22 protein-coding genes and 1 tRNA gene are annotated in these 22,705 nt (G+C 69.4%); 10 read left to right on the plus strand and 13 right to left on the minus strand.

Translation table 11 applies throughout. The features are described from left to right. Nucleotides 1-100: 100 nt before the first annotated feature. The 4 genes from B3611_RS02095 to B3611_RS02110 form a co-directional block, all read right to left on the minus strand. Nucleotides 101-532 (minus strand): hypothetical protein, encoded by a 432-nt coding sequence (locus B3611_RS02095; protein ID WP_291313419.1) that lies wholly within the window; start codon nucleotides 530-532, stop codon nucleotides 101-103. A gap of 2 nt (nucleotides 533-534) precedes the next feature. Further along, nucleotides 535-690: a hypothetical protein gene (locus B3611_RS02100; RefSeq protein ID WP_291313420.1), complete on the minus strand. Its 156-nt coding sequence runs from the start codon at nucleotides 688-690 to the stop codon at nucleotides 535-537. Between the two features lie 71 nt (nucleotides 691-761). After that, a complete protein-coding gene (locus B3611_RS02105; RefSeq protein ID WP_291313421.1) occupies nucleotides 762-1,028 on the minus strand; it encodes a hypothetical protein in 267 nt (88 codons plus the stop codon). A 219-nt stretch (nucleotides 1,029-1,247) separates the two neighbouring features. After that, a tRNA-Arg gene (locus B3611_RS02110) sits at nucleotides 1,248-1,321 on the minus strand. Between the two features lie 133 nt (nucleotides 1,322-1,454). On the opposite strand from B3611_RS02110, the gene B3611_RS02115 reads away from it, so the two are divergent. The 5 genes from B3611_RS02115 to B3611_RS02135 all read left to right on the plus strand — a co-directional run bounded on the left by B3611_RS02115 (nucleotide 1,455) and on the right by B3611_RS02135 (nucleotide 7,157). After that, a complete protein-coding gene (locus B3611_RS02115; RefSeq protein ID WP_291313422.1) occupies nucleotides 1,455-3,500 on the plus strand; it encodes a cytochrome c oxidase assembly protein in 2,046 nt (681 codons plus the stop codon). 164 nt (nucleotides 3,501-3,664) lie between these two features. Further along, complete coding sequence (locus B3611_RS02120) at nucleotides 3,665-4,225, plus strand: single-stranded DNA-binding protein (RefSeq protein WP_291313423.1); 561 nt, start codon at nucleotides 3,665-3,667, stop codon at nucleotides 4,223-4,225. A gap of 100 nt (nucleotides 4,226-4,325) precedes the next feature. Next, a complete protein-coding gene (ettA, locus tag B3611_RS02125; protein WP_291313424.1) occupies nucleotides 4,326-5,996 on the plus strand; it encodes an energy-dependent translational throttle protein EttA in 1,671 nt (556 codons plus the stop codon). Between the two features lie 61 nt (nucleotides 5,997-6,057). Beyond that, nucleotides 6,058-6,528 carry an acyl-CoA thioesterase gene (locus B3611_RS02130; protein ID WP_291313425.1) on the plus strand — a complete coding sequence of 157 codons (471 nt, stop codon included), beginning with the start codon at nucleotides 6,058-6,060 and terminating at the stop codon, nucleotides 6,526-6,528. Beyond that, complete coding sequence (locus tag B3611_RS02135) at nucleotides 6,525-7,157, plus strand: hypothetical protein (protein ID WP_291313426.1); 633 nt, start codon at nucleotides 6,525-6,527, stop codon at nucleotides 7,155-7,157. Before B3611_RS02130 ends, B3611_RS02135 begins: the two co-directional genes overlap by 4 nt. On the opposite strand, the gene B3611_RS02140 is transcribed toward B3611_RS02135, so the two are convergent. The 4 genes from B3611_RS02140 to pepN form a co-directional block, all read right to left on the minus strand. Further along, entirely contained in the window at nucleotides 7,154-8,494 is a 1,341-nt protein-coding gene (locus tag B3611_RS02140) for a D-arabinono-1,4-lactone oxidase (RefSeq protein WP_291313427.1), read from the minus strand. The genes B3611_RS02135 and B3611_RS02140 overlap by 4 nt on opposite strands. Beyond that, nucleotides 8,491-9,696: an alanine racemase gene (locus B3611_RS02145; RefSeq protein ID WP_291313428.1), complete on the minus strand. Its 1,206-nt coding sequence runs from the start codon at nucleotides 9,694-9,696 to the stop codon at nucleotides 8,491-8,493. The genes B3611_RS02140 and B3611_RS02145 overlap by 4 nt, the downstream gene beginning before the upstream one ends. A gap of 72 nt (nucleotides 9,697-9,768) precedes the next feature. Next, entirely contained in the window at nucleotides 9,769-10,191 is a 423-nt protein-coding gene (locus B3611_RS02150) for a globin (protein ID WP_291313429.1), read from the minus strand. A gap of 17 nt (nucleotides 10,192-10,208) precedes the next feature. Beyond that, complete coding sequence (pepN, locus tag B3611_RS02155) at nucleotides 10,209-12,623, minus strand: aminopeptidase N (protein ID WP_291313430.1); 2,415 nt, start codon at nucleotides 12,621-12,623, stop codon at nucleotides 10,209-10,211. A gap of 45 nt (nucleotides 12,624-12,668) precedes the next feature. On the opposite strand from pepN, the gene B3611_RS02160 reads away from it, so the two are divergent. Together B3611_RS02160 and B3611_RS02165 are read left to right on the plus strand one after the other, a co-directional pair. Then, nucleotides 12,669-13,283 carry a DsbA family protein gene (locus B3611_RS02160; protein WP_291313431.1) on the plus strand — a complete coding sequence of 205 codons (615 nt, stop codon included), beginning with the start codon at nucleotides 12,669-12,671 and terminating at the stop codon, nucleotides 13,281-13,283. Nucleotides 13,284-13,323: 40 nt separating this feature from the next. Beyond that, entirely contained in the window at nucleotides 13,324-13,797 is a 474-nt protein-coding gene (locus B3611_RS02165) for a ribose-5-phosphate isomerase (RefSeq protein WP_291313432.1), read from the plus strand. A gap of 3 nt (nucleotides 13,798-13,800) precedes the next feature. Here the strand turns inward: B3611_RS02165 and B3611_RS02170 are convergent, their stop codons facing one another. From B3611_RS02170 to B3611_RS02180, 3 genes are read right to left on the minus strand one after another with little or no spacing between them, the layout of a single operon-like run. After that, nucleotides 13,801-14,919: a glycosyltransferase gene (locus B3611_RS02170; protein WP_291313433.1), complete on the minus strand. Its 1,119-nt coding sequence runs from the start codon at nucleotides 14,917-14,919 to the stop codon at nucleotides 13,801-13,803. Beyond that, nucleotides 14,904-15,815, minus strand: a complete 912-nt coding sequence (locus B3611_RS02175; RefSeq protein WP_291313434.1) for a glycosyltransferase family 1 protein — start codon at nucleotides 15,813-15,815, stop codon at nucleotides 14,904-14,906. The genes B3611_RS02170 and B3611_RS02175 overlap by 16 nt, the downstream gene beginning before the upstream one ends. After that, nucleotides 15,812-16,660 (minus strand): WcbI family polysaccharide biosynthesis putative acetyltransferase, encoded by an 849-nt coding sequence (locus B3611_RS02180; RefSeq protein WP_291313435.1) that lies wholly within the window; start codon nucleotides 16,658-16,660, stop codon nucleotides 15,812-15,814. Before B3611_RS02180 ends, B3611_RS02175 begins: the two co-directional genes overlap by 4 nt. A gap of 63 nt (nucleotides 16,661-16,723) precedes the next feature. Between B3611_RS02180 and B3611_RS02185 the strand changes: the two genes are divergently transcribed. Genes B3611_RS02185 through B3611_RS10145 form a run of 3 tightly spaced genes read left to right on the plus strand, consistent with a single transcriptional unit; the run spans nucleotide 16,724 to nucleotide 20,570 of the window. Then, a complete protein-coding gene (locus tag B3611_RS02185; protein WP_291313436.1) occupies nucleotides 16,724-17,713 on the plus strand; it encodes a glycosyltransferase in 990 nt (329 codons plus the stop codon). After that, nucleotides 17,710-18,813, plus strand: a complete 1,104-nt coding sequence (locus tag B3611_RS02190; RefSeq protein WP_291313437.1) for a glycosyltransferase — start codon at nucleotides 17,710-17,712, stop codon at nucleotides 18,811-18,813. The genes B3611_RS02185 and B3611_RS02190 overlap by 4 nt, the downstream gene beginning before the upstream one ends. Beyond that, a complete protein-coding gene (locus B3611_RS10145) occupies nucleotides 18,810-20,570 on the plus strand; it encodes a glycosyltransferase (RefSeq protein ID WP_349676564.1) in 1,761 nt (586 codons plus the stop codon). Before B3611_RS02190 ends, B3611_RS10145 begins: the two co-directional genes overlap by 4 nt. 8 nt (nucleotides 20,571-20,578) lie before the next feature. Here the strand turns inward: B3611_RS10145 and B3611_RS02200 are convergent, their stop codons facing one another. Both B3611_RS02200 and B3611_RS02205 read right to left on the minus strand, forming a co-directional pair. Beyond that, on the minus strand, nucleotides 20,579-21,409 hold the full coding sequence (locus tag B3611_RS02200) for an aldo/keto reductase (protein ID WP_291313438.1): 831 nt from the start codon (nucleotides 21,407-21,409) through the stop codon (nucleotides 20,579-20,581). A gap of 34 nt (nucleotides 21,410-21,443) precedes the next feature. Beyond that, nucleotides 21,444-22,705 (minus strand): cytochrome b/b6 domain-containing protein (locus tag B3611_RS02205; protein ID WP_291313439.1); only part of this gene is annotated, 1,262 nt, incomplete at its 5' end.

Genomic DNA, 22,705 nt, shown 5'->3' on the forward strand with positions numbered 1-22,705 from the left:
CACAGTGAGACGAGCGGCGCAGCAAAAAGGCCGCAGAAAATAAAAAACCGCCCGTCCTCGCCTGATGGGCGAGGACGGGCGGTTCGTGTCTTGGGCCCGGTTACCGGCGCGGTTCGTCGGTGCCGAGGTCGCCACTGTTAGGGCGCTGCTCGGCATCGAGGAAATCGGTGCGCTCGTCGAGGCGAGCGTCCCGATCCACGTCGCGGCGGATGCCGCTGGCATCGTGGTCCGCCCCCACGTCGCGGGAGCTCTCCTCCAGACCGGTGCCCGCCGTACCCGGGGTTCGTCCCGCGGCGCGGGCATCGTCGGCGTTGTCGACGCTGGCGGGGTCGCGGGTGGTGCCGTCCTCGCTGTGGTCGGGATCGCCCACGCGGTCGGTGTCCTCCTCGGCCACCTCGTCGTAGGAGCCCATCGAGCTCGGGTCCTCCGGCTCATTGCCGATGCGGTGCACGCTCGCCTCGAGCAGGCGGTCGAGCTCACCCGAACCGGAGCCCGCGGGGTTGGCGCCGTCGTTGCGGTTCCTATCGGCCATTTCTACTTCTCCTCGTCGTCGGACACTTCGCGCTGGAACTGGCCGTCGGCATCCGGATCACCGAGGTTGTCGATGCTGTCCTCGTTGTTCGGGGAATCGCTGGCGCGGCCCTTGGACTTGTCGTCGGCAGGGGTGCCGGACTTCGGATCGATGCTCATTGTGGCCTCCTCGAATTGTTGGTAACGAACGCCCACAAGCTTAGCGACGTTTCCGCGGGCGCTCCGGGAAATCAGTGGCGCGGGAAATCGGCCCACGCCAGCTGGGCACCCGCGTGACCGAAGAGAATCACCGTGATCAGAGTCGCGGCCCCGGCCAGCACCACCACACCGCACAGGGCGGCAGGGCTCCACGGAGGTGTTATCTCTGCGAGGCTCCCGCCGCCCGCCGTGTAGAACGCGGCCACGGCGGCAAAGAGGACGAAGGCGGCGATGGTCGAGGCGTCGGCAAGCTGAGCGTGCCGGGTGGCGGCGCCCAGGTTGCCCTCGCTCAAGCCCATGGGGCGCAGCAGTGCTTCACCGGTCGACCGGGTGATGGGTGGGCTGGAAGTCCGCCGAAAATCGTGTCCATGGCGGAAAGTATCGCGTGCGGTGCTCCGGGGACGCTGGCGGGGAACCTGCAGGCGGGAGGGGGTTTGTCGCCGATATCCTGCCTCGGGATAGGGTATCCTGCCTGCGTTGAAGCGTCCCAAGGATGCCCATGGAAGGGTGAAACGAAGCGCCCCCGGCAGGATTCGAACCCGCGACCAGCCGGGTAGAAACCGGATGCTCTAATCCACTGAGCTACGGGGGCATGGTACTGCGGCGCACCGGGCGCCGCGACAGCGGAAACAGTGTAGCGCACGGTTGGTTCAGGCTAGCCTTTTCCCCGGTCGCCGGGTGTGACCGGTTAGGCCACCATGTCCATCGAAAGTAGGGTGGTGGCCATGGCGGAAGCAAGGTCGGAAGCAGCGACGGAGACAACGGATGGGGCACCGGCCGGACGGGCCCGGGCGGTACGCGCCGCGTGGCCTTTCTACGTCGCCGCCGTGGCGCTGGGTGCCCTGGTGGCTGGAGCGGTTTCGCAACTGTTCCTCAGCGACTCCCTCGCGGCGCTCGGCATCCCCGATCCGGGCGCGGTGACCACCTTCGGGCTGCCCGCGCTGCGCGGCACGGCCTGGATGCTCATCGCGCTGGCCGCGGGGTCGTTCATGTTCTCCGCGTTCCTAATCGCGCCCACGAAGGCGCCGGGCAGAGCGGACCTGAACGGGGCGCGGCTGACCGTGGACGGGCACCTTGCGGCGAGGACGGGTGCGTGGGCGTCGTTAGGCGTTGCCCTGATTGCCCTCGCGATGATCCCCCTCGTGCTCTCCGATGTCTCCGGGACGCCCTTCTCCCAGGTCGTGCTGCAACCGTCTTCTTGGGAGCTGGCGCTGCGGCAGGTGTCCGACGCACGCACCTGGCTCATCGTCGCCGGGCTCTCGCTCGTGGTGGCCGTCGTCGCGTTCGTCAGCCACTCCTGGTGGTCGCAGGTGGCGCTGTTTATCGGGGCGATCGTGGCCATCATGCCCCTGGGGTTGACCGGCCACTCGGCCACGGGCGGCGACCACGATTACGGCACCAACTCGTATCTTTGGCACCTGACGTTCATGCTCATCTGGGTCGGCGCGCTCATGGCGCTCATTGCGCACGGCCGCAGGCTCGGGCCGGGGTTGCCGATGGCCGTCGAGCGCTACTCGCGCATCGCTCTATTCGCCTTTGTGGTGATGCTGTTTTCGGGTGTGATCAACGCCGCCATCCGCGTGCGCATCAGCGACCTGACCTCCTACAACTACGGCTGGGTGCTGGTGGCCAAGACTGTCGGGCTGCTCGTGCTGGGCTTGATGGGATTCGCGCACAGGCAGATCGTGATCCCGCAGCTGCGGCGCGACCGGAGGGCGTTCACCCGCCTGGCGACGGTGGAGGTGCTCGTCATGGCCGCCGTCACCGGGCTCGCCGTCACGCTCGGGCGCACGCCTCCGCCCCCGCCGCGCGACCCGAACCTGACTGAAATGCAGCTGAAGATGGGGTACAACCTCTCCGCACCGCTGACCACCTGGAACTGGGTGGACGAGTGGCGCCCCGAGCTGCTCTACAGCGTCATCGCGATTCTGCTGGCCGCCTACTACCTGCATCTGACGCGCAGGGTGAAGGACTGGCCGGTGGCCCGCACCGCCTGGTGGCTGGTGGGCTGCGCAATCATCGTGGTCACCCTGTCCTCCGGCATCGGCATGCACATGACGGCGGCGTACTCGGCCCACATGGTGGTCCACATGATCCTGTCCATGGGCGCGCCCGTCGGCCTCGTCCTCGGCGCGCCCCTGAGCCTGGTTAAGCGGGCCTACCCGGAAGGCGAGTTCAATCCCCGGATGTGGGCCGAGTCCTTGGAGCGCTCCCGGTTCCTGCGCGTGATCAGCTGGCCACCGGTGTCGCTGGCGCAGTTCGTGTTCTTCTTCTACATCCTTTACGTGGCGATCCCGCTCTACGAGCTGATGATCTCCGAGCACGCCGGCCACGTGATCATGAACGCCGTCTTCCTCGTGTCGGGTTACTTATACTTCTGGGAGCTCATCGGCCCCGACCACATCGAGGGACGCGCCTCCGCCAAGGCCCGGCTCGCGTGGTTGTGGGTGTCCATGCCGATCCACCTGTTCATGGGCGTCTACCTCATGCAGCTCAACATTGTCATGGGCGAGGAGTTCTACCGCTCCCTCGTGCTGCCGTGGAACCCCGACCTGCTCGCCGACCAGAAGGTCGGCGGCGGCATCGGCTGGGCTGCCGGTTCCTTCCCGCTGGTCATCGTCTTCGGTGTTCTGTTCCGCGCCTGGCTCGCGGAGGACCGGGAGGAGACCCGCGAGGTGGACCGCCGCGCCGAGGAAACCGATGACGAGGAGTGGAAGCGCTACAACGAGATGCTCGCCCAGTACACGCAGGCCGGAACCTCCCGCAAGTAAACGGGCCCCTTTAATTCCGCCTGTGGACAGCCCGACAGCGTTGTCCACAGGCTTTTCGCTTTCCCCTTTCGCACCTTGCTTTTCGACGGCACCATTGAACCCGCTGGGGCACACCGCCCGCAGCCACCCACCGCCATGGAGAACGACACAAAAGGGGGCCATCCATGAGCCAGATGCCGATCACCGTCAGCGGCAACCTGACCGCAGACCCGGAGTTCCGTACCTTCGACGGCAGCGGAGCCAAGCTGTGCAAGTTCCGGGTCGCCACGTCGCGCCGCTACCCGACCAGCGAGACCGACTCCAGCAACAACCCGGTGTGGCAGGACACCGACAACCTCTACATCGACGTCGAGTGCTGGGGCCAGCTCGCCGTCAACGCGGCCGCCTCGCTGCGCCGCGGCTTCCCCGTCCTGGTCGCCGGCTACCTGGTCACCGATGTCTGGGACCAGGAGATCGCCGACCACGTCGGGGAGATGAAGACAGTCTCCCGCTACAGCACGAAGATCAAGGCCGGAAAGGTCGCTTTCGAGCTGAGCAACTACCAGGTCTCCTCGATGCGCAGCAGCGCCTCCGGCAACACGCTGGCCGGACAGCAGCCGGTCACCGTGCGCACCCCGGAGGACCTGGCCACCGGGGTGGCGGAGCCGCGCGTGAGCGCCGAGGACGCCGTGGCCGCCGGCGCGCAGCAGGATGCGGAAAGGGAGGAGGCGGGAGCCCCGTTCTAGGCCTTCACTAGGGAAAACGACTGTTTGCGCGCGTGGTGTAGCGCTTCAGCCGGTGATGTACCCTGAGTGGAGAATTCTTTCGACTCAAAGGGGAAAACACGTGGCTGAGTTCATCTACACGATGAAGAACGTACGCAGGGCCATCGGTGACAAGGTCATTCTGGACAATGTCACCATGGCCTTTTACCCCGGCGCCAAGATCGGCGTCGTGGGCCCCAACGGCGCCGGTAAGTCGTCGTTGCTCAAGATCATGGCGGGCATCGACCAGCCCAACAACGGCGAGGCCTTTCTCGACCCCGGCGCCTCCGTGGGCATCCTCCTCCAGGAGCCGCCGCTGAACGAGGAGAAGACCGTCCGCCAGAACGTCGAGGAGGGCTTGGGCGACATCTTCGAGAAGAAGCAGCGCTTCGAGGAGATCGCAGAGGAGATGGCCACCAACTACTCCGACGAGCTGATGGAGGAGATGGGCAAGCTCCAGGAGGCGCTCGACGCCGCTGACGCCTGGGAGGTCGACTCCAAGATCGATCAGGCGCTCGATGCCCTCCGCTGCCCGCCGGCTGACGAGCCCGTCACCCACCTCTCGGGTGGAGAGCGCCGCCGCGTCGCACTGGCCAAGCTGCTGCTCCAGGAGCCGGACCTGCTGCTTCTCGACGAGCCCACCAACCACCTGGACGCCGAGTCCGTGCTCTGGCTGGAGCGTCACCTGCAGGATTACAAGGGTGCCGTCCTGGCCATCACCCACGACCGCTACTTCCTCGACAACGTCGCCGAGTGGATCTGCGAGGTCGACCGCGGAAAGCTCTACCCCTACGAGGGCAACTACTCCACCTACCTGGAGAAGAAGGCCGAGCGCCTCGAGGTCTCCGGCAAGAAGGACCAGAAGCTGCAGAAGCGCCTCAAGAACGAGTTGGACTGGGTCCGCTCCTCACCCAAGGCCCGCCAGGCGAAGAACAAGGCGCGCCTGGAGCGCTACGAGGAAATGGCGGCCGAGGCCGAGCAGTACCGCAAGCTCGACTTCGAGGAGATCCAGATCCCGACCCCGCCGCGTCTGGGCAACAAGGTCGTGGAGGTCGATCATCTGGACAAGGGCTTCGACGACCGCGTCCTGATCAAGGACCTCTCCTTCACGCTGCCACGCAACGGTATCGTCGGCGTGATCGGGCCGAACGGCGTGGGCAAGACCACGCTGTTCAAGACGATCGTCGGGCTCGAGCAGCCGGACGACGGAACTGTGTCCGTCGGCGAGACGGTGCAGCTGAGTTACGTGGACCAGAACCGCGCCAATATCGACCCGGAGAAGACGGTGTGGGAGGTCGTCTCCGACGGGCTCGACTACATCCATGTCGGCCAGAACGAGATGCCCTCCCGGGCCTACCTCTCCGCCTTCGGTTTCAAGGGCCCGGACCAGCAGAAGCCGTCCAAGGTGCTCTCGGGCGGTGAGCGCAACCGCCTCAACCTGGCGCTGACCCTGAAGCAGGGAGGCAACCTGATCCTCCTCGACGAGCCGACCAACGACCTCGACGTGGAGACGCTCGGCTCGCTGGAGAATGCCCTGCAGAACTTCCCGGGTTGCGCCGTGGTCATCTCCCACGACCGCTGGTTCCTCGACCGTACCTGCACCCACATCCTCGCCTGGGAGGGAAACATCGAGGAGGGCAAGTGGTTCTGGTACGAGGGCAACTTCGGCGACTACGAGAAGAACAAGGTTGAGCGGCTGGGCGAGGAGGCCGCAAAACCCTCCCGCGTCACCCACCGCCGCCTGACCCGCTAAGAGCCCGCCAGCACCGGTCCACACAGCCGCGCCATTCAGGCCGCACAAGGAGCATGAGTTCATGGCTGAAAACAACGGCGCCGCCAACCTGACAGACGAAGTCACCCTGCCCGTGCGGTGGGGCGACTTCGACAGGTTCGGCCACGTCAACAACCTCACCTACATCGAGTACGCCCAGGAGGCGCGCATCGCCTTCGGCAACGAGCACTTCGGGGGCGGAACGGGCCTTCCGGTGTTCGTCCGCCACATCGAGGCGGACTACACCCGCCCGCTGCTGCCGGACACCACCGAGGTGACGGTGCGTACCGAGGTGACCAACGTGGGCAACACCTCGTTCACCACACGCCAGGACATCCTGGACAGACAGGGACGCGTGTGCTGCACCGTCACCAGCATCCTCGTGGTGGTCGACACGGCCACCGCCACCCCCCGCGCGATCACCAAGCGGGAGATGGGCATTCTCATGCGCGCCTCCGACACCGGGGATGCCGGCTCCGGGGAGGCGGAGCAGTCAGGGGAGAGAGGGGAGTGAGAACCGAATCCCTCCGCGTCTACCGTGGCGTGGCGGGTCTCACCGCACTCGTCGGGCGGGCCACCCGGCTCGACGCGGCCGCCTCGGCGCGCTTCTCCCAGTTGGGAGACATGCTCGTCGATGTCTTCGTCACCACGCCCTTCGAGTGCGTCGCCTCCCGCCGGGTGGAGGCGATTGCCTCGCGCGACGGCGCGGTTGTGGCCGCGAGCGATCTGTTCGCCGCGCTGGGTGAAAACCGTTCGGAGGTGGGAAGCCCCCGTGACCCGAACTGGCCGGGAGCCCTGCCGCCCAAGGAGGGCTTCATCGAGCGCGACACTATACCCGTCGGGGTGGTGCGCCAGCTCGCCGAGGAGGGCCGCTCCCTCGCCCGGCAGTTCTCCGGCCCTCTCGGGCCGCCGTCGTCCCTGCTCAATCAGACAGTTCTCACCGCAGACGCGGATTCCGCCCACCCGGTGGAGATCCCGATGCGCATGATCTTCACGTGCACCTCCCTCGGCCTCATCCCCGGGTTCGCCGCGCCGGTGGAGGTGCCGCGCCACCTGCGGGTCTCCACCGCCGGGCGGTGGGTGCGCGTGGACGCTCCCTTCGGCAGCGTCTACCGCTCCACCTCTCTGGGCCTGTTCACCTAGCCGAAGAGCCGGCGCAGGTAGTCGGAGCCGAAGCGCCGCTGTGGATCCATCTCCTCGCGCAGCGCGCAGAACTCGTTGAAACCCGGGTAGATGGCCGCGAGGTCCTCCCGCTCCAGGGTGTGCATCTTTCCCCAGTGCGGCCGGCCGCCCGCCGCGCGGAGGATGGATTCGAGCGGGGGGAAATACTCGGCCGGATTGGCCGACTTGGGCACGTGCACCGCGATGTACATGGACTCCCTCCCCGTCGACGTGGACAGCGCGACATCGTCCGCGGCGGTCGAACGCAGCTCGAGGGGGAAGGGGATGCGCCAACCGCGCCGCTCGACCTCCGCGCGGATTTCCCGCACGGCCGCGGGGCCGTCGGCAAGCGGAACCGCGTACTCCATCTCGTGGAAGCGCACCCGCCGCGGGGTGGAGAACACCTCGTGGGCGGGGGAGCGGTAGGCGCTGGCCCCCATCGCGCCGACCGCGACGTTGTTCAGGAAAGCGACCGTCCCGGGCACGGCCCGGCCCACGAGGAGTGAGGCGGCGAAGACCCCGTTGCCCAGCACCTCGTCCTCGAGCGTGCGGGTGAGCCAGGTGCGGGTCTTCGGCTCCCCGCCCGGGGCCGGGGCGCCCGGGGCGAGGCGGGTGTTGCGCTTCACCATCGCGCGGTCGGTGTGAGGGAACCAGAACGCCTCGAAGTGGTCGACGGAGCGGGTGCGTTCCTCCCAGGTGTCCAGGACGTCATCGATGTTGTCGGTGCCCTCCACGGCCAGGAGGTCGAAGGCATCGACGCACTGCATCTCCACCTCGGTAACAATGCCGAGAGCTCCGAGGGAGACGGTGACCAGCCGCAGGAGGTCGGCGTTGTCATCGAGGGAGTACTCCCGGGCGGTGCCGGAGGCGTCGACAAGCGAAAGGGCGGTGACGGTGCCCGCGAAACCCGTCCACTCGATGCCGGTGCCGTGGGTCGAGGTGGAGATTGCCCCCGCGAGGGACTGGACGTCGATGTCGCCCTGGTTCGCCAGTGCGAGCCCGAAGGGGGCGAGCAGGCGCGGGACGTCGCGGAGGCGGGTGCCGGCGAGGAAGCGGACGCGCTTGCGTCCCCTGTCCACGGAGACGATGCCGGAGAGGCGGTCGAGACTCACCATGTCCCGGTCCCCGGCGGCGCACGGGGTGAAGGAGTGCGCCCCGCCGAAGGGGCGGAGGCTGCGGCCCGCCGGCAGGTCGCGCACCAGCTCGGAGAGCGCGGCGACGGATCCCGGGTAGTGGATCGCGTCGGGGGTGGTGGTCACCGAGCCGGACCAGTTGCGAAAGGTCGCTTGACGACGGGTGCGCGGGGAATGCAGTTTCATCGGAGGGTCCATCCTTTTCCTCGGTAGGTGTCCCAGACCTCGTGGGAGCCGTCCGGGTGCACCGCGATCATGCGGTCGACGTTCTCGGTCATCTCGCCCGCCTTGGCGTGGCGGAACCAGACGAGGTCTCCCACGCAGAGCTGGCTGGCGGCAGGACCGCGCAGTGGGGTCTGCACCTCGCCGGGCCCCTCGGTGGGGGAGTAGCGCAGGCCCGGCGGGTGGGTGGGCGCGGGGGCGCGGTCGGCCGCCGGCGGGCCGGAGGCGATCCATCCGCCGGAGTTCACGGTCACCCAGCCGTCGCCGGGAATGCGGGAGACCTGACAGGCGAAGTAGGCGGCGGGGACGTGGTCGATGTCCGCGAAGCGGTCGAAAATGACGGGGGTGTAGAACCCGGAGCCGGCCGCGAGCTCCGTCAGCGATCCGTCCAGCGCGCTGACCCCGAGCGATCCGGTGCCGCCGCCGTTGACGAATTCGAGGTCCGCCACCTCCCGGGCGGCCGCGACGCACTCCGCGCGGCGCGGGCTGAGCTGGCGCATGGAGCTGACGCGCAGACGGCGCTTCACGGCGCCGACAACGCCCGTTTCCGCGTCCGCGACTGAGGCGACCTGGCCCTCGTACCCCATCAGACCCACCAGGCGGAGCTGGGGGCGGCGGGTGATCTCGCGGGCGAGGTTGCGGGTCTGCTCCGGCGTGCGGACGGGCGAGCGGCGGGGGCCGATCGTAGCACCGGGCAACCGCAGGGCGCAGTCGATGTCGATGGCGACGCGCACGGGCCCGCCCCCGGCCGCGGAGCTGCACAACAGGTCGAGGTGCGGGGAGGAATCGACCATCACAGTGATCTCGCGGCGCAACCGGGGGTCGCCGGACAGCTTCCGCAGCGCGGGGAGGTTGACCGAGGGGTAGGCGACCAGGATGTCACCGAAGCCCTCGCGGACCAGGTTGATCGCCTCCGGAACGCTGTAGGCCAGGATCCCGCGGTATCCCTCGTGGTCGAGCACCCGCCTCAACGCGGCGGTGCTGCGCAGGGACTTCGAGGCCACGCGTATCGGCAGGCCGAGGGCGCGCTCGCGCATCCGGCGGGCGTTGTGGTCGAAGGCGGCCACGTCCACCGCCGCACACGGTGCGGTGAGCTCGCCGCCGGCGATGAGGCCGGGAATGACCTCGAGCAACTGCGGGGACGGGGCGGTGCGGATGGTCGACATACGCACATATTAGTGTTGCGAAACTATCCCCGCCGTGTTTTCGCCCGCGTAAGGGCGGTGACCGGGGGCGCCCTACTGCCTGTTGATCATCATGTAGGCCACGCGCTGCATGTGGTTCCACAGCTGGGCGCGGGCCGGCCCCGGCAGCCGGTGTTCATCGAACTGGTCAAGCGAACGCTCCATCAGCTGCAGCCACCGCTCCGCCTCGGGCTCGCCGATGGAGAAGGGGAAGTGCCGCTTGCGCAGCATCGGCCGCCCGCGCTCCTGCTGGAAGGTGTGCGGTCCGCCCCAGTACTGCACGAGGAACCACCGCAGCCGGTTCTCCGCGCCCTCCCAGTCATCGCTCGGGTACATGGGGCCGAGCAGGTCGTCGACCTTCACCTGCTCGTAGAACCCGTGGACGAGGTCGCGGAAGAACTCCTCCCCGAGTGCGTCGTAGACGCTGGGATGCGGCTCGCCGCCGCCCGTTTCGCGGGGGCTGAGGGGCAGGTTCATCGGCTACCAGGTCCTTCCTACTTCACCGCGCCGGCTTCGGCATCGACGATCCGGTTGCGCAGGGCGCGCGCGGCGCGGTCCTGGCCCTCGGAGACGATGCGGCGCAGCCCGTGCGGCAGGTCCTCGCGCGCCAGCAGCTCGTCCGCCTTGCCCAGCGCGAGCTGGTCGATGTCCCAGGAGGGGTAGATGCCCTCCAGGGTGCGCTGCGCCATCTCGTTGGTCAGCTTGCCCCACAGCTCCGGGGCCACGGCGAAGTACTCGTCGGTGAGCCCCTCCAGGCCCTCATCGGTGAAGGTCAGGCCGTCCATGAGGTAGCGGGCCTCGAGGTTGGAGCGCTCGCCGCTGATGATCTCGGACCACGCCCAGCGCTTATCGACGCTCGCCCGCGCGCGCAACCGGGACACAGCCCCCTCCGAGGAGGTGTCCTTCTCGGCGTCGATCGCGCTCAGCTCCGCCTCACCGGCGGCGATGAGGCTGGTCAGGGCGAGCCAGCGCACCTCCTGGTTGTCCGAGGTCTCCAGCAGCTTCCTGAGGTAGGCGACCGTCTGCTCGTTGGGCGTCAGCCGCGCCAGGGCGCGGTCGAAGATGGCGGCGGGGGCGGTCCCCCGGAAGGCCTCGTTGAGCAGGTCCATGCCTTCATCCCGCCAGGCGGGGTCCACGTACTGTCGCACCGCCAGGGTGGCCTGGGCGAGGACACGCTCCTGTACGGAGGGCTGGTCCTCCGCCGGGGCGAAGCGGGCGACCAGCCGGACGAACTCGCGGGCGGGCAGCTCACCGCCGCGGACGGATTCCCAGATGCTGGACCAGCACAGGGTGCGCGCCAGCGGATCCTCGATGGCACCGAGGTTGTCCAGGACGAAGCGCTGGTGCTCCGGGGTCAGGCCCATGAGGCAGTAGGTGAGGTCGTTGTCGTTGACCAGGGCGAGGTCGTGCTCGACGCCGGCGAAGTCGGGAACCTCCGTCCGCGGGCCCTCGATGTCGGTCTCGACGTAGTGGGTGCGGGTGAGGTGGCCGTCGCGAAGCGAGTAGAGGCCGACGCCCACCCGGTGCGTGCGCTGCACGTCGGAGTCCTGGACGATGGTGAAGGAGTCCCCGGTGATCTCGGGGTAGAGGCGCGACACGCCGGTGGTGCGCAGCCACTGCTCGGACCAGTTGGACAGGTCGCGGCCCGAGGCCTTCTGCAGGGCGGCGAGGAGGTCCGCGAAGGTCGCGTTGGAGAAGGCGTGGTTGGCGAAGTGCTCGCGCACGCCGGCGAAGAACTCGTCCCGGCCGACGTAGGCCTGCAGCTGCTTGAGCACCGAGGCGCCCTTGGCATAGGTGATGCCGTCGAAGTTCTGCTCGGCGGTCTCGATGTCGGGGGCGTCCGCGGCGATCGGGTGGGTCGAGGGCAGCTGGTCCTGGGAGTAGGCCCAGGCCTTCTCCACGGCGGCGAAGGTCACCCAGGCGTGGGGGTACTCGCCGATCTCCGTCTGCGCGATGGCGGCGGACCAGGTGGCGAAGGACTCGTTGAGCCACAGGTCGTCCCACCACTGCATGGTGACCAGGTCGCCGAACCACATGTGCGCCATCTCGTGGAGGATGGTGTCGTTGCGCCGCTCCACGCGGTGGGGGGTGGGCTCGGATGTGAAGACGTACTCGTCGCGGAAGGTCACGGCGCCCGCGTTCTCCATCGCGCCCATGTTGTACTCGGGGCAGAAGATCTGGTCGTACTTGCCGAAGGGGTAGGGCTGGCCGAAGTTGGCGTGGAAGTACGCGAAGCCGTCCTTGGTCTGCTGGAAGAGGCGCTCCGCGTCGAGGTGCTCCATGAGGGAGGCGCGGGCGTAGAGGCCCAGCGGGATGGTCTTCTGTTCGTCCTCGTAGACGTCGGTGACGTGCTCGTACTCGCCAGCGCACACCGCGATGAGGTAGGTCGACAGCGGGTAGTCGATCGTGCAGGACCAGGTTGCGGTTCCCGCCGCGCCGTCGGTGGTGCGGGTGGTTTCCTCGTTGAGCACAACGACGTAGCGCTCCGGGGCGGTGACGCTCACGGAGTAGGTGGCCTTGATGTCGGGCTGGTCAAAGCAGGCGAAGACCTTCATCGCCATCGCGGGCTCGAACTGGGTGTAGAGGTATTCCTTGTGGTCCGCCGGGTCGACGAAGCGGTGGAGGCCCTCACCGGTGTGGCTGTACCCGATGGTGGCGTCGACGACCAGCTCGTGGGTGCCGTCGGCAAGCGAAAGCTCGCGCCCCTCAACCTTCTGCCCGTCGAGGGTGGCCGAGAAGCTGTCGGCCACGAGGTCGAAGGAGGTCTCGCCCGCACCGGAGGAGAAGGAGACGGTGGTGCGGGAGGTGAAGGTGTCCCCGCCCGTGATGTCCAGCTCGATGGAGTAGTGGACGTCGCGGATGAGTTTCGCGCGCTCGCGCGCGTCGGTGCGCATCAGGTTAGTTTTCATGCGGACCAATCTACCCGCCGGCCAAAGTTGTTTAGTCTGGATCACATGACTGAAAAAGTAACGTTCTGGTTCGACGTCTCCTGCCCCTTCTGCTGGCAGACCTCCCGGTGGATGAAGGAGGTGGAGAAGGTCCGCGACATCGAGGTGGAGTGGACCCCCATGTCGCTTGCCGTGCTCAACGAGGGCGCCGACATCCCCGAGGACTACGCCCGCAAGATGGAGGCGAACTGGGGCCCCGCCCGGGTCTTCGCCAAGGTGAAGCAGGAGCAGCCCGGGAAAATCGACGAGCTGTACACCGCGATGGGGACGATGGTGCACACCGAACACAACGGTGGCAGGGAGGGGTACGGCGCATACGACGACATCATCGCCGCCGCCCTGGACAAGGTGGGTCTCCCCGCCACCTACGCCGAGGTGGCCAACACCGGCGAGCTCGACGACCTCCTGCGCGGCTACCACTCGACCGCGATGGACGCGGTGGGCGATGACGTGGGAACGCCCGTGGTCAAGCTGGGCGACACCGCATTCTTCGGCCCCGTGATCACCCGCGTACCCACCGGCGAGGAGGCGGGTGCCCTGTTCGACTCCGCCGTGGGATTGGCCAGCTACCCCTACTTCTTCGAGCTGAAGCGCTCCCGCACCGAAAACCCCCAGGTGTAACTGCGCGGTGCCCCGCGGCGGGGACGCTAGAGTGGTGCGCATGCGTATTTACCTTGGAGCAGACCACGCCGGATTCGAGCGCAAGAACCAGATCGCCGAGCACCTCAAGGCCCTGGGCCACGAGGTGATTGACTGCGGCGCGTTCGAGTACGACGCCGCCGATGACTACCCCGCGTTTTGCATCGCCGCCGCCGAGAAGACCGTCGCCGACCCGGGCTCCCTGGGCATCGTGCTCGGCGGGTCCGGCAACGGCGAGCAGATCGCCGCGAACAAGGTCAAGGGCGCCCGCTGCGCCCTCGCCTGGTCGGAGGAGACCGCGCGTCTCGCGCGCGAGCACAACAATGCCCAGCTCATCGGTATCGGCGGGCGGATGCACAGCGAAGAGGAGGCGCTGCGCATCGTCGACGCCTTCGTCTCGCAGCCGTGGAGCGACGAGGAGCGCCACCAGCGCCGCATCGACATCCTCAGCAGGTACGAGGAGACCGGCGTGGCCCCGGAGGTTCCGGGGGCCTGACCTCTACCACCCGGCGAAGACGCGCTCGAGGCGCTGGGGCCCCTCGAGCAGCCGAAGCCCCGCCAGCTCGCCGCGCGAGCGCACGCTTGGCGACGTCAGCGCCCGCGCCCTGGCCGAGACGATTGCCGTCCCGTCGCCGAGGCGCAGGTGCCGGTCGGTGGCCCGACGGTAGAACGCGTCCGCGTCATCCAGCGCCCAGGCACGGGCGAGGGTGACGCGGATTCGCGCATTAGGGGCACCCGAAGGCGCGGTGTCGACGACCCGCGGGTCGGTGGCGAAGAGCTCGGGCACCCGGGTGACGTGCACGCGGGCGTCGATGCGCAACCAGGACGCGACGACGGCTTCGAGCGCGCCGGGTTCGTCAAGCTCGGGAACGGCGACGCTGACGTCGGGGGTGTCGAAGACGACGCCGGACGGGCGGGCGAGGGGGTGGGTGATGCGCCGGGCGAGGGCGACGGATTCGCCGTTTTTCACCCGTGCCTCCTCGCGCGCGTCGCTGTGGCGGGACCCGAAGTCGCTGGCCGGGTGAACCGCCACCGCCGCGGGCTCGTGCACCAGTTCCGCGCCGCTGTTCCAGGCGCGGAAGCCGAACTCCCAGTCCTCGCCGCCGTAGCCCACCAGAGTGGCGTCGAAACCGCCGATGTGGCGGAAGAAGTTCGCCGAGCACGTGAGCGCCGCGGAGATGATGAAGCGCCACGAGGCGGAATCGGCTCGACGGAGGTGGTCCGTGGTGCGCCAGGCTTGCGCGAGCCACTCGGGTTCGGCGCGTTCCGGGCCCGTGAGGCGGCTGCCCACGACCACGGCGCGGCGGTTGCGCTGGATGTGCGGAACCACCGCGGAGAGGTAACCCGGCTCGGGGACGGTGTCGCCGTCGAAGAAGGCGAGGACTTCCCCCTTGGCCGCCGCGGCACCCAGGTTCCGTGCGGCGGCTGCGCGAAACCCCCGGTCCTCCTGGGTGACCACCGTGGCGCCGGGGACGGCGGGGACGGTGTCGGAGCCGTCGTCGGCGACGATGATCTCCACCGCGCCGGGGTAGTCCTGGGCGCGCACGGCGGCAACCACATCGGCCAGTGCGGAGGGGTTGTTGTAGTGGGGGATGATGACGCTTACGTCAGGCCACACGCCGACCACTCCCTGCGCCACGCCTGCGCGACCTCGGCCCAGCCGTAGCGGGGCGGCTCCACCACGAGCGGCTCGAAGCCCTCGACCGCCTCGCGCCACCCCCCGGGGCTGACGAGGGTGATGCGCCCGGGCAGCCAGCGGTCGATTTCGCGGGTGTACGGGGAGTCGCTCGCCAGCACGGTGCGGCCCGCGCCGAGCCACGCCATGAGCGAACCCGATGCGGAGAAGTGCCGGTGGGCACAGACCGGCACTTCGATGCGCGCCATCTCCCGGGCGAGTTCCGCGTCGCTGAGCCAGCCTGTGATCTCCGCGTGCCCGGTGAGGGTCTCCGCCCACTCTTCGTGCCCGGCGGAGACGGAGCCGAGGAAGCGCAGCGTGCGCCCGCTGCCCTCCAGCTCGGCGATGAGGTCCTCGTGGCCCTTGCCGGGGTAGAGGTAACCCAGCACCCCGACGGTGCCGGGCACGGGGTCGAAGGGCGCGGCGACGGCGGGGGCGGGGATGGGCAGGCGGATGACGGCGGGTGTGCGGCCGGTGCCGAAGAACGAGGCCTCGTGCTCCGAGTTCACCACCGCGAGGACGGCGGCGTCGGCGAGACGTCGATAAGCGGGCGAACGCCGGGCAAAGCGATCGCTGCCCTCCTCGGGTTGCGGCACGTCGTGCAGGCTCACGGAAAAGGGCCGGGTACCCAGGCGGGCGAGGAGCGCGTCGACGGCCGCACCGGGGGAGGGGCCAAAGAGGTGGTCGGTGAACGTAACGTGAATCGGGCCCGGGGGAAGCTCGGATGCGCCGAAGGTGTCCTCGCGGATCACCTCGGCTTCCGCCCCCAGCTGTCCGGCGAGCGCCAGGGCGTACGCCGTCACCCCGTGACCGGAGGGGCCGGTGATGAGGTGCCTCATGCGAGCAGACCCAGGTTCCGGAGGCGCTCGGCGTGGCGGGACAGGCCGTGTTCGACCAGCCGGGGGCGGGCGCGGTAGAAGTCGAGCTGCTGCGCAACGATCTCGGAGCTGTCGATGGGCCCGGTGGTACGGCTGGTCCATTCCGCGCGGCCGTGGAGCTGCACACCGAGGGCCGCGGCGGCGTCCGCGTCGACGGGGGCGTCGAGCTCGCCGAGCATCTCGTAGTCCGGCAGCTGCACGTCGCCGTCCAGGCCGAGCTCGGCGAGGATCGCGCGGGCGAGGACGGCGAGGGTGGCGTTGTCCGGGTGGTTCACGGTGTGCCACACCGGGTTGGTCTCCAGGTGGTCGGAGACGACGACGGTGCCGTGGTGCTGCTCTCGGGAGCGGATCTGCGCGACGGACATGGAGGCGGCGCGGCGCAGCGCGGCGGGGGAGGGGGCCGCCTGGACGGGCGCGTCCAGCCCGCGGGCCGCGGCAGCGAGGACGCGCAGGTCATGGTACGGAACGACGGGCGGGTTGAGGGAGGGATCGTCGGGGTCGCGGATAATGGCCTGGAAGGGCATGAGGCCGTCGAAACGCAGTACCGGGACCAGGACGTGGCGCGCTCCGCGGGGCAGGAGCTCCCGCATTTGCGCGGAACCGACCGGCAGCCCCCGGTAGTCGGGGTGGATCGGCTGGGTCACTAGAACGTCTGTGCGGGCGAGGAGATCCGTGAACCAGCCCATGTCCCCGGCGGTGAGCTCGTGGACCGGGGTGATGCGCTCGGACTCGAAGTGGCCGGAAGTCATGAGCAGGCGGCGGGTCGACTCCGCCTGGCAATTGCCGACGACAGTGAGGGTGGTCATGGGGCTAATTTACCAATTCACCGGACCCCTCGGACAGACGGATGCGCTGGGGCTTATATTGGTATGGTGGCCAACCAGGAAAATACTGTGCGGGTCCTGTCCGTCCCCGCAACGCATCCGTACACACGTGCGGTTCAACCGGATCAGGTGTCCTACCTCCCCGATCCGGACATTGACGGCAATTGGTGGCCCCACCCCGCCCTCGAGGCGGGGTACTGGGCGGATCCCGCCCGTGCGTCCGAGGTGGATGTCATGCACGTCCACTTCGGTTTCGAGCACCGCACGCCCGCCCAGATCGAGGAGCTCGTGCGCGCGCTGCCCGTCCCGCTGGTGGTGACGGTGCACGACCTGGACAACCCACACCTCACGGACCCGGCCGAGCAGGCCGCCCACCACGACCGGGTGCGCACGCTCGTGGGTGCCGCCGCAGCCGTGATCACGCTGACGGATTGCGCCGCCGAGCGCCTGCGCCGCGAGTTCGGCGCGGAGCACCTCCACGTCCTGCCCCATCCGAGTGTCGCGCCCGCGCCGGGCGTGGCGGCGCACGGCGGGGGAGCCGGGGTCTTCCTCAAATCCCTGCGCCCGAACGTGGTCTCCGACCCCGCCTTCTACCTCGGCATCGCGCAGCGCGTGCCGCTGACCGTCTACATCCACGACGTGCCCGCCACCCGCGCGCTGCGCGCCGCGCTGGAGGGGTCGGACAACCTCGAGCTCATCGTGCACGACCCACTTGCCGACGCCCCCCTCCACGCCGCGGTGGCCGGCCTGGACACCTGCCTGCTCCCGTACACCCGCGGTACCCACTCCGGCTGGTTGGAGATGTGCCGGGACCACGGCACCAACGTCGCGGTGCCGGACACCGGCTGCTACGCAAGCCAGGCCGACACCCCCGAGGCTGTTGAGATCTACCGCGCCGGGGACGCCGCCAGCGCCGCGGAGGCACTGCGCGCCCTCATCGCCCGCGGCCCGGTCCCCTACTCCGGCGACAGGGCTGCCCAGGCCGAGCGCGTCGAGGCCGCCCACGCAGAGATTTACCGGGGCGTGGTGCGATGACCGCAGCCCTCACCGACGGTGCCCGGGTGGGCCGCTCGCCCGGCCTGCGCGTGGCCTTCGTCGGCCCGGCGCGCTACCCCGTGCGCGAGCCCTTCGCTGGCGGGCTGGAGGCGTTCTGCCACACCACCGTCACGGCGCTTCGCGAGGAAGGCCACGCGGTGGACTTCTTCGCCGCGCGGGGCTCCGACGGCAACGTCAAGGATTTCGAGCTGCCCGGCGTGAACTGGGGCGCGGACGCGCACGCCGCCACCGACACCTCCTACCCGGAGGGCGGGCGCGAGCGGGAGGACACCGCGTTCATCGAGCTGCGCCGCCTGCTCGTGCGGCGCCGCTACGACGTGGTGCACAACAACAGCCTGAACCCGCACATGTTCCCCGGCGATCACTGCCCTGAACCGCTGCCCATGGTGACCACCCTGCACACCCCGGAGCTGCCGGAGATGTGGGGGGCGATCCGCGCCGCCGGGAAGGCGGCCGGGCGCTTCGCCGCGGTCAGCCCGGTGACGGCCCGCGACTGGGACATCCCGGCGCCGATCACGGTGATCCCCAACGGCGTGAACGTGTCCAAGTGGCGCCCGGGACCCGGTGGCCAGTCCGCGGTGTGGTTCGGCCGCCTCGTGCCAGAGAAGGGCGCGCACCTGGCCATCGACGCCTGCGCGCTGCTGGGTCTTCCCCTGCTGCTGGCCGGGCGCAAGGGCGACCACGCCTACTTCCAGGAGGAGATCGCCCCGCGCCTCGACGGCGACCGGGTCCGCTGGCTGGGTGAGCTCTCCCACGCGGAGCTGCGCGCCCTCGTCGGCCGCTGCGCCGTCACCCTGGCCACACCGCGGTGGGAGGAGCCCTTCGGTCTGGTCGCGTTCGAGTCCATGGCGTGCGGCACCCCGGTCGCGGCCTTCGCCCGCGGAGGCCTGGGGGCGCTGCTTGCCGACGCCCCCGCCGCGCTCGCCACGCCCGACGACGTCACCTCCCTCGCCGGCGCCGTCCACACCGCCCTGCACATCAACCGCTCGCGCGTGCGCAACTGGGTGGTGCGCAACTACAGTCTGACGCGCACCGCCCGCCGCTACGCGGAGCTCTACGAGGAGGTTGTCGCCCGGTGACGGGACCGATCGGCATCTACGCCCACCACCACGGCTCCGGCCACCTGCACCGGTGCCGGGAAATCCAGCGCGAACTGGCGGAGCAGGGCCGCGAGTCGGTGATCTTCTCCACCCGGCCCGGCGCGGACATCGTCCTTCCCGACGACGCGGGAACGGGGCACACCGGCCGTGCCCTGACGGCCGGGGGGAGCCTCCACTACGCGCCCTACGGGCATCGCGGCCTGCGGGAGCGCTTCGCGGTGCTCGCCCGGTGGATCGCGGACAACGACCCGGCCGCGTTCTACGTGGACGTCTCCGTGGAGGTGTGCGCTTTCGTGCGCCTGATGGGTGTGCCGCTGGCCACCCTGGCCATGCCCGGTTTCCGCGACGACGCGCCGCACCAGCTGGCCTACCGCCAGGCCGACGCGATCCTCGCCGCCTGGCCGTCCTGGGTCCCGGTCCCCGAACACCTGGGGGAGCACGCGTCCCGGCTGCGTGCCGTGGGGGGCATCTCGCGGCTGCTCCCGCTGGAGGGCGCGGAACGCGACCCGCAGCATGTGGTGGTCATGGCGGGCCGGGGCGGTTCGACCTGGGGGGACAGCGACTGGCGGGAGGTTGAGCGCGCCTGCCCCGGTTACCGCTTCACCTACCTCGCCGGGGAGAACCGCGTCGACGACCCCACCGAGCTGCTCTCCACCGCCGGCGTGGTGGTCACCGCGGCGGGCCAGAACTCCATCGCGGACATCGCCGTCACCCGGTCCCCGGCCATCGTGCTGCCCCAGCCCCGACCCTTCGCCGAGCAGCAGTTCACCGCCCGCCTCCTGGAGCGGGAGAACCTCGCCGTGGTGGCCGAAACCTTCCCGCCCGCAGGGGAGTGGCCGGAGCTTCTCCGCCGAGCCCGGGACCTCAACGCGGACTGGTCGCGCTGGGAGACCGCGGGCTCCGCGCGCCGGGCGGCCGAGGTGCTCACCCGCCTGGCCCAGTCTCCCGCCCAGCGCCCCACCGCGGTCCTCACCCTCGCCGATGCAGGGCGCGCCGGGCACCTCGCCCACCAGGCGAGCCTGCTGCCCGCCGGCCCCGATCACATCGTGGCGGCCCTTGCCGACGCAGACGAGCTCGCCCGCACCGTCCCGGGCACCCACGTCGCGGCGGCCCCGGAGCGGAACCTGGCCGCCGCCCGGAACTTCGCGGCGCGCACCGCCGTCGAGCGGGGCAACGAGATCCTCATCTTCCTCGACGCAGACTGCGTCGCATCCCCGGAGATGGTCGCCCTCTACACCGAGGCGCTCGAGCGGCACCCGCAGGCCGTCGTCGCCGGTCCGGTGACGTACATGAAACCCGGCGAGCTGCGCACTACCGCGCCCGACCCGCACCCGGCGCGGCCCAACCCGCCGGCCGGCGAAACCGTCGCCGCGGACAACTACAACCTCTTCTGGTCCCTGTCCTTCGCCGTCACCGCGGAGACGTGGGGCCGGATCGTCGACAGCTTCGGCGGCTTCGACGAGCATTTTCGCGGTTACGGTGGCGAGGACACGGATTTCGCCCGCAACCTGGAGAAGCACGGCATCGAGCTCTACTGGGTGGGAGGGGCGCACGCATTCCACCAGTGGCACCCCGTATCCTCCCCGCCCTGGGAACACCTCGACGACATCCTGGCCAACGGCGCCTACTTCGCCTCGAAGTGGGGCGAGTGGCCCATGGAGGGGTGGCTACGCCAGTTCGAGGAGGCCGGTGCCATCGAGCTTGTCGACGGCACCTGGCGGCGCACCGGCAGTTAACCGGCCGCCTACTCGCCTTCGTATTCGGATGGGTTGGGGCCGACCCTTCCGAATTCCTCCTCGTCGAGGGAGATGATGCCGGCCATCTCCTCGGGCGTGAGCTCGAAATTGAAAATGTCGATGTTTTCGCGCATCCGCTTCTCGGAGAGTGTCTTGGGGAAGACGATCACATTGTTCTGAATGTGCCACCGCAGGACCACCTGGGCCGGGCTGACACCGTGGGCTTCGGCCGCGGAAGTGATTTCGGGATAGGAGGTCAGGTCGTACTGCCCACCACCGATGGGTGCCCAGCCCTCGATGGCGATGCCGTGCACGCGCATCGCGTCGATCTCCTTCCAGTTCTGGAATAGCGGGTGCAGCTCCACCTGGTTGACGGCCGGGGTGACGCTTGTTTCGTTCTCGATCCGGGCGAGGTGCTCGGGCTGGAAGTTGGACACCCCGATCGAGGTGGTCAAGCCTTCCTCGCGCAGCCCGATCATCGCCTTCCACGCCTCGAGGTACTTGTTCTGGGCCGGGCGCGGCCAGTGGATCAGGTACAGGTCCACGTGGTCCAGACCGAGCTTGTCCAGGGACTCGCGGAGTGCGGCGGGTGCGTCGCCGTGGCGGTTGTTCCACAGCTTGGTGGTCACGTAAATCTCGTCGCGGGGGATGCCGGAGGAGGCTATCGCGCGGCCGACCGCCTCCTCGTTGCCGTAGATGTGGGCCGTGTCGATGTGGCGGTAACCGATCTCGAGGGCGGTGGCCACCAGCTCCTCGGCCCGGGCGGCCTCGACGCGGTGCAGGCCGTAGCCCAGCTGGGGGATGGTGGTGCCGTCGTTGAGCGGGATGCGCGGGATCATGCGACCATCGTAACCGCGCGGCGGGGCGGCGCCCCTACCGGTTGGAGACGTTGCCCGTCAGCCGCGCCAGCGGGGCGACGACAGCGGGGCGCGCAGCCCACCACGCCAGCGCGATGATCGCCAGGGCGCCGAGGAAGACCCACGTGCCCGTCCAGTCGCCACCGTAGACCGAGGGGTCGATGTCACCGCGGGCCGCGAACATGGCGTTCAGGTTGCGCCGCAACCCGGTCAGCGCCACCAGCGCCACGTGCACGGCAATGAACGCGACGAAGAAGACCATGGTGGGGAAGTGCAGCGAGCGGGCCACCTTGAGGGGCACGGCCGAGAACCGCTTGGGCCACCACGGGCTCATCCGCAACCCGGAGAAGACCGCGAGGGGGCTGGCGACGAACACCACCGCGAAGTAGCTCAGCTCCTGCAGCGCGTTGTAGTGCACCCAGCCGTTTTCCATTGGCCAGTCCAGGGTCAGGTACTGCACGCCGGCGGACGCGGCCTGGGGGATGACGTCCCAGCTCGTGGGCACAATGCGCACCCATTGCCCGGTGGTGAAGAGCAGGACGTAGAAGATCGCGCCGAGCGTCAGCCAGGCGAGGTCGAGCATGAGGTGCAGCCACAGGGTGAGGGAAATCTTCGAGCGTGGCTCACCCCGGCGGGCCCAGTACGCCGCGGGGCGTTTCTCGGTGCGCACCCCGATACCCGTCTTCACCACGAGCGCGAGCAGGAACATGTTGAAAAAGTGCGCCCAGTTGAGCCAGCCCGGCAGGCCCACGGGGGCACCTGCCGGGAGGGGCTGGGTGCCGTCGTAGCGTGCCACGAAGTCCGCACCGACCGCGGTGGACACGAAGGTCCTCGCGAGAAGGACGGTGAGGCCGAATATGAAGCCGAGGGAGACCAGTCCGAAGCCCCACTGGGCCGCGGAGAACCTCCGCACCCCCCGCGTGTCGGCACCCCGCCCGGCCGCCACACGGCTCACCGCGGCGGGGGCGGGTGCTTCGCGCACGGGTTTGGGCTGGGTGGGATGAGATTCTGCAGGTTCAGGCCGGGCGGACTCAGGCGGGGTCGGTTCCGCCAGCGTCACCGCAGGTAGAACCGGGGCTTTGACCAGCGCAGTCGCCGCGGGCGGGAAGGGCTGCCCACCCGGGTGCCGCGGCAGGCCGCGGCGCAGCGGCACCTCGGCGAAGTCGCCGGGCGCGGCATCGCGCTGCTCCGCGGTGCCGGGACTCTCCGACGGAACCGGGGCTTCGATCAGCGCAGCCACCGCGGGCGGGAAGGGTTGCCCACCCGGGTGCCGCGGCA

The organism is Corynebacterium sp. UBA2622, from assembly GCF_002339505.1.
Lineage (GTDB): Bacteria > Actinomycetota > Actinomycetes > Mycobacteriales > Mycobacteriaceae > Corynebacterium.

Bases quoted from the DNA above. Each gene is read 5' to 3' on its own strand.
- B3611_RS02095 (WP_291313419.1), bottom strand. From the start codon at position 532: ATGGCCGATAGGAACCGCAACGACGGCGCCAACCCCGCGGGCTCCGGT.
- B3611_RS02100 (WP_291313420.1), bottom strand. From the start codon at position 690: ATGAGCATCGATCCGAAGTCCGGCACCCCTGCCGACGACAAGTCCAAG.
- B3611_RS02105 (WP_291313421.1), bottom strand. From the start codon at position 1,028: ATGGGCTTGAGCGAGGGCAACCTGGGCGCCGCCACCCGGCACGCTCAG.
- B3611_RS02115 (WP_291313422.1), top strand. From the start codon at position 1,455: ATGGCGGAAGCAAGGTCGGAAGCAGCGACGGAGACAACGGATGGGGCA.
- B3611_RS02120 (WP_291313423.1), top strand. From the start codon at position 3,665: ATGAGCCAGATGCCGATCACCGTCAGCGGCAACCTGACCGCAGACCCG.
- B3611_RS02130 (WP_291313425.1), top strand. From the start codon at position 6,058: ATGGCTGAAAACAACGGCGCCGCCAACCTGACAGACGAAGTCACCCTG.
- B3611_RS02140 (WP_291313427.1), bottom strand. From the start codon at position 8,494: ATGAAACTGCATTCCCCGCGCACCCGTCGTCAAGCGACCTTTCGCAAC.
- B3611_RS02145 (WP_291313428.1), bottom strand. From the start codon at position 9,696: ATGTCGACCATCCGCACCGCCCCGTCCCCGCAGTTGCTCGAGGTCATT.
- B3611_RS02150 (WP_291313429.1), bottom strand. From the start codon at position 10,191: ATGAACCTGCCCCTCAGCCCCCGCGAAACGGGCGGCGGCGAGCCGCAT.
- pepN (WP_291313430.1), bottom strand. From the start codon at position 12,623: ATGAAAACTAACCTGATGCGCACCGACGCGCGCGAGCGCGCGAAACTC.
- B3611_RS02160 (WP_291313431.1), top strand. From the start codon at position 12,669: ATGACTGAAAAAGTAACGTTCTGGTTCGACGTCTCCTGCCCCTTCTGC.
- B3611_RS02165 (WP_291313432.1), top strand. From the start codon at position 13,324: ATGCGTATTTACCTTGGAGCAGACCACGCCGGATTCGAGCGCAAGAAC.
- B3611_RS02175 (WP_291313434.1), bottom strand. From the start codon at position 15,815: ATGAGGCACCTCATCACCGGCCCCTCCGGTCACGGGGTGACGGCGTAC.
- B3611_RS02180 (WP_291313435.1), bottom strand. From the start codon at position 16,660: ATGACCACCCTCACTGTCGTCGGCAATTGCCAGGCGGAGTCGACCCGC.
- B3611_RS02185 (WP_291313436.1), top strand. From the start codon at position 16,724: ATGGTGGCCAACCAGGAAAATACTGTGCGGGTCCTGTCCGTCCCCGCA.
- B3611_RS02190 (WP_291313437.1), top strand. From the start codon at position 17,710: ATGACCGCAGCCCTCACCGACGGTGCCCGGGTGGGCCGCTCGCCCGGC.
- B3611_RS02200 (WP_291313438.1), bottom strand. From the start codon at position 21,409: ATGATCCCGCGCATCCCGCTCAACGACGGCACCACCATCCCCCAGCTG.